Genomic DNA, 12,967 nt, shown 5'->3' with positions numbered 1-12,967 from the left:
GGAGGGATAATAATGGAGTTAGGCGCATTTTCAGTTAGTCTCAATGTCAAGGATTTAAATGCTTCCGAAGAATTTTACGTAAAGATAGGGTTGAAGGTTTTCGCTGGAGAAATTGATCAAAACTATTTGATTATGAAAAATGGTGATGCTGTGATCGGTCTTTTTCAAAACATGATCGATGAAAATATTTTGACTTTTAATCCAGGATGGGACCAGTCAAGTAAAAAACTCACAGACTATTCTGATGTTCGCGAAATTTATGAAGATGTTAAAGTACAAAAAATACCCACAGAACAAGAGTTACTGGATGGAGAAAAGGGTCCTGGAAGTTTCTTCATGACAGATCCGGATGGCAACTCAATATTGATAGACCAGCATATTTAGACCAGTGACTTCGAAAGATAAGTACCCGCTAATGAAATCATGAAATAGCACTCACTTGTAGCTTATATTTTACTCTGTAAATTATTACCCTTAGCATTAAAGTATATTTTCAGTTCTGTCATAATCAAACACAAGACTAGCCGTGCCTACCTCTATTGATGAGAATCAACAGAAGACATCCTGTAGATATTCCTAAAAGCTCTGAAAACCCAGTACTTAAAAGACTTTTCCGGTACGTTTGATGCGATGAATGCCATGTGGAAGGTTTTGCTGACTAAGTCATTTGCCGCATCTACATCTCTTTAGAGACTTAAGGCATATAGATACAGTTCTTTATGATGTTTTTTTTACGCTCTGTCCATGGCATCAGACTTCATCGGAAACCTCCTTTCACTCCATATATGTTTCAACCTGGAAAAGGTTACACTTTTTCACTAAATCCTTTTCTAATATAATTTACAATAGCATTAGTCTAAACGTCAAAAATAAGCACCACAGTTTTCAGGCGCTTATCGAATATCTAATTAAGTCGTTTCTTTGAAGCTCTGATGATTTGTTTATTCAAAAAAATTCAAATCCTATAGTTATCATATCTTGTATGAGTCAGAATGCACGACACATTTCAGGCATAAAAAAGCAGGCCTTATTCAAGACCTGCTTTTCTAAGCCTAATAGCCTAAGATCCGGCTTATTAACTGCTGAGGGTATTTCCTTCAGCTGCTATAGGATTTTTTTGAGCATTTCTGAATTATCAACTAAATTGTATCCCAGTTTTTTTGCACTATTCATTATGAAATCACTCTTTGTCCCTTCTGCTTCAATATAAAAAGGCCCGGGAACTGCTTCACCTACCCAGTACACGTCGACCTTGGGTGGAATGTTAAACCCTAAGTGTGAGAGCCCGAAAATAGTAGAGCGGGAAGCGTTCTCCCACTTCCTGTTCTTTAGTATCATTGACAACTTCCAATCGTGTTTCCAAATTAGTAAGCCTCCCAAACCAATCATTGATGTTTAAAGGATAGCTAATCTGTTTTGGTAAGCTAGATATGATATTTCATAACTTTTCAATCAATAAGATGAAATTCATATCTGGAGTTCTTCTCTTGCAAAATAAATCTTATCTTGATTCAAGGATTACAATACTGACAATTACCCGGATCCGCTTGTTCTATTCCATTTGGATACAATTTTTCTTCATTGTGTCCACATTTATTGCAGCTGTATTGATACGATAAAGTCAGTTCGGTCGGTTGTTTACACCATTCACAGAGCAGTCCCTTTTTTCTTTCTGTCGCTTTAAAACCCGGCCATTCGCAATTCGGGCAGAGACTACGTATGTTTTTGACAAGGTCCCTAGTTGCAGCCTCGATGTTTTTCATACGCTTTGGATTGTACAATGCTCTCATATCAGTTTCTAAGAAAACTTCGCTGTTAGTTGATTTTCCTAAAGCAAACGTAACTGCTTTCTCCAGTTCTTCTTTTGTTGTAATCCCCTTGATCATTTCGCTTGAATCTTTTGAACGCTCACTTAATTTAACTACCATGCCTGTCTCGGGAAAACCAACGGATAAAGAAAATTCATAGGCTTCCGTAAAGCTATTTACCACTTTGTGTTTAAAATCAGTTTCAGTAGTCGTTGCAATTCCGCTAATCTCAATATCATTCTCTTTATCAACTAATAATACGACTTCTCGGTTGAAAGGAATAAAAGGGACAAAGGGATGAGGACCAAATGTTCCTTCACTGGCAATTGCCAAGGTTTCTCCATATAATGCCATCGCACCTTCAGCTTTACTTCGTGCCGCTTCAAACTGACCTCCAGTACGTTCAACATCACCGGTAAAAGTACCAAACTTATCCGAATCAAACCCTTCTGGTACAATAATTTTAATCTCTAACTCTTTCTCCAATATAGGTGAAATGACTTTTTCCTTTTTGTGCATCGTTGCCAGAATACCGATCCTATTTTGAAACAGCGACTGCACGACTTCCTTTTGACTCATCATATATGCTCCTTTTTCGTTCATCATAAATATTTAAAACTTAATAGTGTGATAAAAACTTTATTTTCACACTCTTATATCATATCAGGTTGACGCTTTAAATGCATTTATTCTTAAATCTCAGTTATACCTTCAGTACCGAGCCGCGCTTTACTTGAGAAAAATTTAATACATCCTCTTGATTATCCTCTTTTTGCACTAGCTTCTTAGCTGTGGTGTGAGCAATACTGCCGCAACCAATGTAAACCTACCCAAATTTCTCCATAAGTAAATAATTCCGTTTTAATTTATCGGGTATGACACTTCTTAATTCTATTACAGTATAGCCCTGTATTAACAGATGTATAAATCACTGACAAAATCTTAACAGCTACAAATTAGATTTCCAGCTTTTAGTAGTCTATGTATGGTAAAATTAAATCAAAATTAATGTTGAAAAGATAGATTATATCAGATATATAACTGAAGAAATTCAATTATATAAAGTGTGATTTATTTAAAGGAGGATATTTAAATGAGATCTGCTAAAATAGTTGCATGGATTGGTTTGCTAGCAATGACAGTCGGATTGGTTAATGGATTCGTCAATGGGGATTTCCTTGCTGACGGAAGAGCGTTACTCGAAAATCCGTGGGGAATCATGTCCTTGATCGATTTATACGTAGGATTCGCCCTGTTTTCCATATGGATTGTTTACCGGGAAAAAACAATGTGGAAAATCATCGTCTGGGTTGTCACGATGATGATTTTTGGTTTTTTGACAGGTTGTATTTACGTCTTAAAAGCGCTGTACGAATCAAAAGGAGATTGGACAGTCGTTTTTCAGGGCATAGACAGGAGTGTAAATAATGGAAAAAGTTAGAGAATGGGGAGAACAACTAGCCCTTGTGTTTCAGAAGAAAACGATTGATGCCATATTTCCACCTTTGATCTTTTTTCTAACGAATCAATTGGGGTCTCTAGAGTTTGCCAGTGGCATAACGCTCCTTTATCTTCTTCTCCTCATCATTTATAGAATAGTCAGAGGGCATACAAAAAGATATGCTTTAGTTGGTGTAGGTGGTGTGCTCCTTTCTATCGGCTTCAGTTTATTATCAGGCGATGCAATCAATTATTATCTTCCTGGTATAATTTCAACAGGACTGATTGCCACCGCCTGTGTAGTATCGCTTATCGCTCACCGACCGTTAGCATCTTTGTTAAGTCATATAAGTAGAGGATGGCCAATCGACTGGTACATGCGAGACGATATTCGTCCAGCGTATAGAAACGTCACGCTCCTATGGGCTGGTTACTTTCTGCTCAAACTGTTTATACAAACCTCTCTTTTTTTAAGGGGAAACTTCTCTGTTTACTTCTACATCAATACTATTATGGGTTGGCCGATGAACATTATCCTACTTATTTCAACTTATGTATTAGGAATCAAAGGTCTCAAAAAATTATCAGGGCCCAGTGTCGATGAATTTTTAAATGAAGAAAACCCACCTTATGAAGGCCAGCAAAAAGGCTTTTAGCATAAGGCACCGTCTTAAAAGCATGTGTTTATTAATAAACACGTGCTTTTATTGTTGAGGCCAGCACTAGTTTTAATTATCAAACTGCTATATAGTAATTTTTCAATAGACATAGCATGCATCTCCGTTTCAGTGATGTCCTTTATACATATTTATGATAGTTTTTAGGCAGTGTTTTTTCTTTTATTTTCATTTCTTTTGCCTCTATATCTCTATCAACTTTAGTGAAGAGCTGTTACTAATAGCTCTAATCAAAAAAATACCAGAGCTCACTTTTATATGAGTTCTGGTATTTTTTGATATAATAACCGGTAACGCTTGAATACATTCCTACAATTCTATGTCTATTCGCTTTAAATATTAGTTCGACAAGCTTATTTTCTATTTGGCATCACTCTGTTCCATCTGATCTATCTGGCATGATTTTATACTGATTTTTATAAAACTGGATTGCTGCAATACCAATTAAGAGTACTATCCCTATTAATGCAACATTTTGCAAGAAGTTGTATTGCCCTTGATACCCTTCCGGTGCTAATAAATAATTATAGATGCCAAAGTATGCCCATGCTAAAGGGATTGGGAATATTGCGTTTTCGGTACTTAATAAGACTAATAAAGTCAATCCTACTGCAACCAGAAGAATAATGGCACTCCAAGTCTCAGCAGCTATTCCGAATCTATCCCATTCAATTTTAACAAGCCAAGCAGCTATATTTACAACCGTTGCGATAAAAAGCCATCCTGAATATAAGCCGAATGTTATGGGTAGCAGCCAGCGTCTTTTCGTTTGTATTTTCCCAACTTTTTTTACAATTAAAACCATAACAATGAGAAAAGCAAAAATGAATAATGTCGACAGACCGATCAAGTTATAAGAAAAGCTTATAATCCAAACAATATTTAAAATACATGAAACCCAGAAGAGGTAACTGATTTCGTCAATCGCACGTCCATAGTATAACTCTTCATTTTTAATGATCATAACTACTATAGAGATAATCAAAAACGTGTATATCACACTCCAAATGCTAAAGGTGGAGGGTGCTGGTGTGATTAAAGTCGGATACATATCTGATACTTCTTTTTGCGAAAGCCCATTGATTAAACCAAAAGCCCCCATACCATTGACGATCAATGTGAGAATTAATAAAATTGCGTTGACATATGCTTTAGTTTTACGTGTCATTTCCACTGCTCCTTTTATGTTTTTTGAAGTTCCTTATCACTATAACGTTTATTTTCAAACTTCAAAAACTGCTGTATTTTCTCTAACTTATTAACTATTAACTAATAAGCTCTCTAGCTTACTTTATCAAACGAAATGATTTAAAAGATACATGTCTGAAACCCTTAAATCTTTTCAGCATAAGAAACAATCGCTCCAATATGCTTTTTATCAACATAATTAGTCGGATGATAATAACTATCGAGGATCGCTTCTTCATCCTCCGTTTTTTTCTTCTTTCTTTCCACGATTTTTATAAATACATTTAGCATCATTTTAATAATGCCTTTCACCTTAGAAAAATCAACACCCCCAGGCAAATAAAAAAATGTATGAAAGGCTAATTGCTCTTCACTAAAATTATTATTTTTGATGTCAGTGATATCTTCCTCAACATTATTGTTGCCGGCACAGGCAACAATAATGATAGGTTTATCTTTAAACCATTCAAGGACTTTTTTAATTTTGTTCATTTTGCCCATATAAACGCCACTTCCAAAAATAATAGTGTCGTAGTCTTTTATTTCTGCTTTTTTAAATTTGGAAAGATCTCTTATTTCCCAACCTAAGTCTTCCGCAATCCAAGTTGCATACTGAAAAGTGTGCCCATATTTGCTTTTATATAGAACAATATTTTTCATTTACCTTTTCCTTTCTTCAAGGTCCGAACTGCTTTGTCAGCTGGAATCTTTCCGGTCAAAACACTTATGGGTAACCCTGAAGGACTGAATGTCCACTGACCCGCTTGTAATATATCTGGAATTGGTATGTAACTGGTTTTTTTTATTTTAGTCATCTTTGTTATCGCTGGTATGACATCATTTGTAAAAGCCCAGCCGGTTATCCCACCTTCGAGATTGCCACTTAGTCTTTCGATGGTGAGTGGTGTAGAACTGAATTGGTGGATCACTTTTTCCTTTATGCTTCCGTAAATACTGTTGTCAAGGACAGTAATCATCTTATCTTCAGCGAAATGCTTAAACTCCTCATAAAAACCTAGAGATTCAATATTACTGATATAATTATAATCCATTAAAACACTGACAATTAAACCCGTTTTCCCTTTTGGGGCCAGTTCTTCATTCCGCAATGAAGGGATGGCGATTTCATAAGTAGTATACTCCAGATACTCACTCATCCAAGCAAAATTTTTTTTTGGTTGCTTGACTTACTGTTTTTAGTTTTTTAAAAATTTTGGATTGACCTGTTTTATCAGGTGTATAGAAAAAATGACCACTCGATATTTTTTGGATATAATGTTTGTCCAAATCAACGGCTAAATATAAGGAATAAATTGAATCGCCTGCTCTTTTTCCTCTGAGAATTTTTTTCTGTCCCTCAATTTCTTGCTTGATTTTATTGTCATTAATGGTTTCCAGTTCGATTACTTTATATAGCTGATTAGTATCAGCCGCCCAAATCAGTTGATCATATTCATAATACTGATTATTCTGGTCAAGAAGAGATTTATTATTGCTATCAATTTTTTTGATTTCTGTACAGGTGTTTATAACACCTTCTGATTTGATGATATACTCCTTTAGATTCTCCGCCAAATCAAGGGTTCCCTTAACTGGGTATTCATAATCTAAGTATAGGCTGAAATAGCTCAACGCAAATGAAGCAGGTGTCTTTTGAAAAAAGTGCTGACTTATTATATCGATCAAGGATTGATTATCGGTTAACTGGCTCAGATAATCATAAACAGGTACATTGAACTTTTTGATCTTGCCTGATTTTGCAGCAAACTTAAATAACCAGGGAAACATTGTTTTAAAGAGATATTCTTTATCTTTCTTTAAATCTTTGAATAAAGGATTCTCAATTCCATATAATCCATAACTTTTTTAATTTCACGAAGGATAACATCAATATCATTTTCACTATCGGGATAAAGTTTTACAAGCATTTCCCGATAATCATTCAGACTGTCAATTTTTTCAACTCGTATCACTTCTTTTTCGATTCCGATCGTTACAACACTTTTGACAAATTCAACGTTTATATCAAGTTACTTCAGCATCGGCTTAACAATTCCGGAATCTATGATCCCTCTAGCACCCGAATCAAACAAAAAACCGTCATAATAGAATGAGCTCGCTAAACCACCGACAATAACTGCATCATATCTCATTCTATCATCCCTCCTTTTTTGTTAAGCCGGTCATTTTCAAACTTAGCTCCCAGATTTTTTCTTGTTTTTTCGGATCCATAGCATGTTTTGCCGGTATTTCTTCGATTGTTAGATTAAAAAAGGCGCCACTGACATTGCTTAATTCACTCGATGAAGCTAAATAATAAATAGCTTCACCGGATATCTTCGGTTCTTTTAAAAAATGCCAAGTTACATGATGTAAAAACCATCGATATAATCTGCCGTTGTTGTTCCCAATGTTAGTTCTCACAGCACCCGGGTGCATTGCGTTGATAGTAACACCAGTTCCTTTTAACTCTTCTGCTAACTGCCAAACAGTTAATAATTGTGCCGTCTTGGAAGCTCCGTAACTTCTCAAGCCAATATATATTCGTTTTTCCCAGTTCAGATCATTTACTCTCAGTCCGTTAAAGCGATGTCCTTCAGAATTGACCTGAATAATTCGTGAAGGCGAAGATTCAATCAGTTTATTCAATAACAGTTTAGTAATCAAAAAGGGTGCTAAATGATTGACACAAAAAACTATTTCATAACCGTCTTTATTCAATATTCTTTTAGTTGAATGAAGACCAACACTATTTATCAGGACATCCACTCTTGGGTATTTACCCATAATTGCCATGACCGCTTTTTCAACTTGCTTCAAATCGGAAAAATCCGCGATAAAATAATCGATAAAAACTGAATGCTTTTTCTCGATTTCTTCTTTGACGTCTTTAGCTTTATTTTCGTTTCTCACTAGCATCACAATGGTTGCTTTGCCGGCAGCTAATTTTTTTACAGCTTCATACCCCACACCGGATGTTGCACCGGTTACGACACAAACTTTCCCATCCATCGATTCATCGCTCTGCTTTTGAACAGCTCTACTATTTTTCATGAACATAAATTGTTCCGGAAATTTAACTTTCACTTTACGTCTCCTCATCCAAAAAGAACTCTCATAAACTAGCGGTAGATGGGTCTGATGATCGGAATGCCATCCATTATATCGCCCCACAGATCGTAATAATCTCTCTGTTCAATAATCAGACCTTCTCTATCAAACGTTAATCTCGTGGTACCATAAATCGGTTTTTGGGGAAAAACACGAAAAGACATTGTCATCTTCCATTCCAACATTTCAATATTATCAGTTTTAATAATGGTGTAGATATCCATTCTCAAGCTTTTACAGCGCTTAGCCAAGCGATTACACATTGCTTCAAATTTAACTTTACCTTCTATTCTCTGGATTGAATCCTGAAAGATAATATCTTCATGATAAAACGGAAAAATATGTGACCAGTCTGGTTTTCCTTCTGCACTATAGGTTTTCGACCATAACTCTTCGATTTCTTCAATGGTCAACATTTTGTTTTCTAATGAGCCTTTTTTCATAAAAAAACTCCATCTTGATTTCTTGTTAATACTATTGTAACAAATCACTAGAGAAATCGCTTACGATATAAATACTGATTTTTAAGTATCTTTAAGATGAAAATGACTTCGGGGACTGCTCTGTCATGAATGAGCAAAGCTTATGGGAACAGAGCACACTTACATGACCCAGTTTAGAAACATCACCGTCCCCTGTTGTTTATAATCGATGTAGCATATCTTAAATCTCTGATTTGATGATCTTCAAAATTGCTTTTAGGACAGCAGAATGTCCTGCACCATTTATCTGATTCGTAGTACCAGTAAAATACAAATCCGTATCAGGATTGTACCATGCAAAGGAACCCGTTTGTCCCCAAAAACCTATAATCTCTGTTATGGGTTTGAAAGGAGAGATTATTCTTGGAACGAAAAGTTTTTCCAAGCCTATTCCATAGGAAAACAGACTAGGTGGTGGCAATATTATATTCCACTTTTTCATGTCTTCTATCTTCTCCTTTGGGAAAAAGCGACCCTCGAAAAATCCTTTCAAGAAAATCATTACTTCCTCAGCTGTAGAAACAATACCCCCTTCAGGTGTGATTGATACTAAGTAGTTGGGAAGCCAAAGTTTATTAGATTTATAATAGAAGGGAACTGGTTTAATGTCAGTAATGTCCTTATATGCATAAGTTTGCTTCAAATTAAGCTCATCAAAAATAAACTCCTGAAACACTTCACCAATATCCTTCCCGGTAATGTTTTCAATGATTCTGCCGAGCAGCTGATAGTTGGCGTCGGAATATTTCGCTTTGCCCTTTTTCCCCGGCACAAAATCAGGAGTAAGTTCTTTTACTAATTTTATTGTTTTCTCTAAATGCCATGACCCATCTTTCCCGTCAATAAGTTCAGAAGCAGAGGTTTTTCCATCGGGTTGTTTATGAAAAAAATAATCCGGTATTCCTGACGTATTGGATATAAGATGTTTTACGGTTATTTCATTGGAATAATCAACTGCCTTTAAAACATGGAGCCCTTCCATGAGTTCCTTAGATAAATATGTCGAAATTTTATCATCCGGCTCTATTCGCCCTTCTTCTATAAGGCACATAACAACTGTCGTCACATATAATTTCGTAACACTAGCAATGAAGTACTGGCTATCCTTTTGCATATCTCCAGCGGCTCCTGTCCAGGAAAAACTGTTATCCCCGCTTTCAACGCTGAGTACCGCACTGAAAACACCCTTTTTGTTACCAATCTTTTCAACAACTTTTTCAAGGAATTCTTCTTTTATTCTGGTCCCCATCATTGCTCCCCCTTAACATACCTAGAGTTTTAGATTTGTACATCTCCCCTAAGACGTTAAATTCCAGGTGACTGATTGTCCTAACTTTAGTTTTTATTTACTATGAATTGTCTCCTTCTAAATCTTTAGACTGTTCCTGAGGATACACAAGCCCCATCTGTCTGCGGCATTCATCCAAGAGTGCCATCACTTCGATTGTACTTTTGGCAGAAATCTTCTCGCCTTCTTTTCTTCCAGCACGGATCTCAGCTGCTACATTGGAAAATTGAGTGCCGTATAAAAGTCCCTCCATCTCGAATACCTCTTCTTTTCCATCAGTTTTTAATCTTGCCTGTTTTGATGAATTAAATTTCGGAACAGAAATAGAACCCTTTGTTCCTTTTATTTCAAAGAAGTTTCCAGCATCTTCTTTCATTGAAATATGCATCTTAGCCTGAAAGCCTGGGTACTGAAATTCGATTTTTTCCGCGTAATCCACCTCATGCATATCCCCTTCACATTTGATCTGTTCTGGTATACCAAAAAGTTCATAGCAATATCTGACTGCATAGACGCCAAGATCCAAGAGTGCTCCACCTAGCATAAAGGGTGTTGTGAGTCGCGGGTTATCGGAATGTTTGAGCAACGGAACGGCGAATGCACAGTTAACCGATTTTATATCTCCGATGACACCAGACGTTACCCACTCTTTTACCTGCAAGGCTGTCTCATTGTGCCAGGTCCACATTGCTTCTGAGACGTAAATATCATTTTCTGCGGCGTAATCAAATATTTTCTTTGACTCTTTTTCATTGACAGTAAATGGTTTCTCACAAAGTACAGGTTTCTTGTTCTTTATGGAAAGTTTTGTATATTCTGCGTGCTTATCTCCGTTTACGTTGACGTATACTCCTTCTACACCGGCAGCATTGATCGCCTCTTCGGCAGTATCATAGACGGTTCCACCATATTCTTTTGCAAAGTCTTCAGCTTTTGATTTTGTTCTGTTCCAAACAGCCACGATTTGATTATCATCTGTCTTCACCAGCTCGTTTGCTGTTGTGTGAGCAATACTTCCACAACCAATGTAAGCCCATCCAAATTTATCCATAAGTACGTTCCTCCGTTTTTTATTTATCGTTTAGGATACTTCTTAATTCTATTATAGATGGTAATTCATTAAAAGATATACCAATCTTTGAAAGTGACCTTTATTATATAATATTCATCCGCTTTTCTATCTAACCTGAATCAACTTAGTGTTCTCTCATCATCTTCGGTAGCTAATGCTTACAAAAATACCAAAGCCCATATTTATATGAGCTTTGGTATTTATTTTTACTTTAATAGGCACCACTTGAATATGTTACTTCGTAGCTATGTGTATAAATTTCAAAAACAATTCCGAACGGGTCTTCTACGTAACACATTTTATAGGGTTTTTCACCTGGATAATAGGCTCTGATCGGCATTCTTTGCTTTCCACCATTTTCAACGATTTTATTAACTAATCCTTCAATATCCGGGTCCTGGACACTGAAATGAAACATACCGGTTGGAACATGATTAAAAACTGGAGCATTTTGATCGTTTTGCTTGAATTCAAAAAGCTCGATACCTATACCATCTGACGTTACCATATGAGCAATTTTAAAATCTTCATACCCCTCTCCAAATACATCTTGGCACATAATACCGATTGCCGTATCAACTTCTTCTTTAACTTCTGATGGTTCCATAACTAGGTACCATCCCATAACCTCACTATAGAATTTAACCGCATTTTCAATGTCTGGAACGGATAATCCAATGTGTGAAAAACTTCTAGGATAACTCATGATATACCTCCAAAATATAGTCTTCTTTTATTTATTTTCTGTCGACATTATGAGTATATCAATCGATGATGCTTCCGTAAATCACTTACTTTTTTGTACGTACTTGATTGGATCTTTTAATCATTCACTATTATATTATTTTTCTCACCATATAGTTTAGAGAAATCACACAGAGAATCAACAAGTATATTTAATTGAGGGTATTGTTCAGATATAGCGTAATGTACATTCAAAGGTTTCTCACAAATAACCGTGCGATAAATCAATCCTGTGAGTTCCATTTCCCTTAATTGAGTTGTCAGCATTTTTTCAGTAATATCGGGAATTCCTTTTTGCAATAATGAAAATCGATTATCCCCATGCATAATATGCCACAAAATAAGCAACTTCCATTTCCCACCAACCAGATCCATTGTTAATAACAAAGAGCAGGTATACTCTCTTTTAAGTTTCGCCATATTCCTCACCTCCATAAAATAAAATTTACAGACACTTCATTTTAATCGAACTTTCTATTTTCATTATTAGGTTCGATCTACTTTTAATATGATATCTCTTTTAGCTAGATCGCCATTCAATTACAGTGTTGAACATTAAAGATAATTCATCAAGCATTATTTATCTGAATTAGATATACCTCATCCAGTCGCATTTCTATTTTCCAGTTTGACTGAGCCAACCTTCCAACAGAACACCATAAACAATACCAGCCACAAAACTGATAGGATCTTGAAATCCGGTGGAACTGTAGAATGCAAAAGAAACTAAAAGGCCTAATAGAGCTCCACGAAGTAATGCCTTTTTTCTAACGGTCTCGCCCCAAGGAGCGCCAACGATTAGCCCAAGGATAACCCGGTTATACCACAATGAAAACACAAAAATAGGTGTAGCCGTAAAACCAGAACGTACATATGCTCCTACTATACAAACAATACCTAACAAAGCTCCACCAATAAGAGCTACTTTCATCCTCTCTTTCATCTCTCCACTCCTCATATTATAAGTTTATGATCCATGACTTTTAGTTTAGCATCCACTTCTTCTTGAGCTTTTTATCTTTCGTTCTATTATAATACTCATAACTTTAATAGTTTAACTGAAATGGTTACTTTTCAAGATAAAGCTAAGATACTAAAAGATATGTAATTTCTACCATTTAAACTTTTTAATTACTTGAAATTTATTTGTTCTAAAG

Annotated in this window: 16 protein-coding genes; 3 read left to right on the top strand and 13 right to left on the bottom strand. The window is 35.9% G+C overall.

Annotation, left to right across the window (positions count from 1 at the left end):
• Positions 1 to 12 precede the first annotated feature (12 nt).
• Positions 13 to 384, top strand: a complete 372-nt coding sequence (locus tag AX762_RS06035) for a VOC family protein (protein WP_071848260.1) — start codon at positions 13 to 15, stop codon at positions 382 to 384.
• A 1,127-nt stretch (positions 385 to 1,511) separates the two neighbouring features.
• Here the strand turns inward: AX762_RS06035 and AX762_RS06025 are convergent.
• Positions 1,512 to 2,387, bottom strand: coding sequence for a DUF6671 family protein (locus AX762_RS06025; protein ID WP_071848258.1), 876 nt, complete (start codon positions 2,385 to 2,387; stop codon positions 1,512 to 1,514).
• A gap of 514 nt (positions 2,388 to 2,901) precedes the next feature.
• Between AX762_RS06025 and AX762_RS06020 the strand changes: the two genes are divergently transcribed.
• On the top strand, positions 2,902 to 3,249 hold the full coding sequence (locus AX762_RS06020; protein ID WP_071848257.1) for a DUF1475 family protein: 348 nt from the start codon (positions 2,902 to 2,904) through the stop codon (positions 3,247 to 3,249).
• The gene (locus tag AX762_RS06015) at positions 3,236 to 3,904 is read left to right on the top strand and encodes a DUF3159 domain-containing protein (protein WP_071848256.1); all 669 of its coding nucleotides are present in this window, start codon (positions 3,236 to 3,238) and stop codon (positions 3,902 to 3,904) included. Before AX762_RS06020 ends, AX762_RS06015 begins: the two co-directional genes overlap by 14 nt.
• A gap of 391 nt (positions 3,905 to 4,295) precedes the next feature.
• On the opposite strand, the gene AX762_RS06010 is transcribed toward AX762_RS06015, so the two are convergent.
• The 12 genes from AX762_RS06010 to AX762_RS05960 all read right to left on the bottom strand — a co-directional run bounded on the left by AX762_RS06010 (position 4,296) and on the right by AX762_RS05960 (position 12,753).
• Entirely contained in the window at positions 4,296 to 5,093 is a 798-nt protein-coding gene (locus tag AX762_RS06010) for a TspO/MBR family protein (RefSeq protein ID WP_071848255.1), read from the bottom strand.
• A gap of 164 nt (positions 5,094 to 5,257) precedes the next feature.
• Positions 5,258 to 5,773, bottom strand: a complete 516-nt coding sequence (locus AX762_RS06005; RefSeq protein ID WP_071848254.1) for a flavodoxin domain-containing protein — start codon at positions 5,771 to 5,773, stop codon at positions 5,258 to 5,260.
• Positions 5,770 to 6,270, bottom strand: coding sequence for a hypothetical protein (locus tag AX762_RS06000; protein WP_071848253.1), 501 nt, complete (start codon positions 6,268 to 6,270; stop codon positions 5,770 to 5,772). The genes AX762_RS06005 and AX762_RS06000 overlap by 4 nt, the downstream gene beginning before the upstream one ends.
• Positions 6,263 to 6,901, bottom strand: a complete 639-nt coding sequence (locus AX762_RS05995) for a hypothetical protein (RefSeq protein ID WP_071848252.1) — start codon at positions 6,899 to 6,901, stop codon at positions 6,263 to 6,265. Before AX762_RS05995 ends, AX762_RS06000 begins: the two co-directional genes overlap by 8 nt.
• A gap of 242 nt (positions 6,902 to 7,143) precedes the next feature.
• Entirely contained in the window at positions 7,144 to 7,266 is a 123-nt protein-coding gene (locus AX762_RS13135; protein WP_256244491.1) for a hypothetical protein, read from the bottom strand.
• A 4-nt stretch (positions 7,267 to 7,270) separates the two neighbouring features.
• Positions 7,271 to 8,200 carry an SDR family NAD(P)-dependent oxidoreductase gene (locus tag AX762_RS05990; protein ID WP_177244045.1) on the bottom strand — a complete coding sequence of 310 codons (930 nt, stop codon included), beginning with the start codon at positions 8,198 to 8,200 and terminating at the stop codon, positions 7,271 to 7,273.
• A gap of 35 nt (positions 8,201 to 8,235) precedes the next feature.
• Entirely contained in the window at positions 8,236 to 8,667 is a 432-nt protein-coding gene (locus AX762_RS05985) for a nuclear transport factor 2 family protein (protein ID WP_071848250.1), read from the bottom strand.
• A 220-nt stretch (positions 8,668 to 8,887) separates the two neighbouring features.
• Entirely contained in the window at positions 8,888 to 9,958 is a 1,071-nt protein-coding gene (locus AX762_RS05980; protein WP_218162474.1) for a serine hydrolase, read from the bottom strand.
• A gap of 97 nt (positions 9,959 to 10,055) precedes the next feature.
• Complete coding sequence (locus AX762_RS05975) at positions 10,056 to 11,045, bottom strand: Gfo/Idh/MocA family protein (protein WP_071848248.1); 990 nt, start codon at positions 11,043 to 11,045, stop codon at positions 10,056 to 10,058.
• A gap of 232 nt (positions 11,046 to 11,277) precedes the next feature.
• A complete protein-coding gene (locus AX762_RS05970; protein WP_071848247.1) occupies positions 11,278 to 11,772 on the bottom strand; it encodes a lactoylglutathione lyase family protein in 495 nt (164 codons plus the stop codon).
• Between the two features lie 116 nt (positions 11,773 to 11,888).
• The gene (locus AX762_RS05965; RefSeq protein WP_071848246.1) at positions 11,889 to 12,230 is read right to left on the bottom strand and encodes a helix-turn-helix domain-containing protein; all 342 of its coding nucleotides are present in this window, start codon (positions 12,228 to 12,230) and stop codon (positions 11,889 to 11,891) included.
• Between the two features lie 196 nt (positions 12,231 to 12,426).
• Entirely contained in the window at positions 12,427 to 12,753 is a 327-nt protein-coding gene (locus AX762_RS05960; RefSeq protein ID WP_071848245.1) for a hypothetical protein, read from the bottom strand.
• Positions 12,754 to 12,967 lie beyond the last annotated feature (214 nt).

Source organism: Alkalibacterium sp. 20, assembly GCF_001885615.1.
In the GTDB taxonomy this organism is placed as follows: Bacteria; Bacillota; Bacilli; order Lactobacillales; family Carnobacteriaceae_A; genus Alkalibacterium.
Note: the sequence above shows the minus strand (reverse complement) of the source record. Positions and strands in the feature narration are given on the sequence as shown.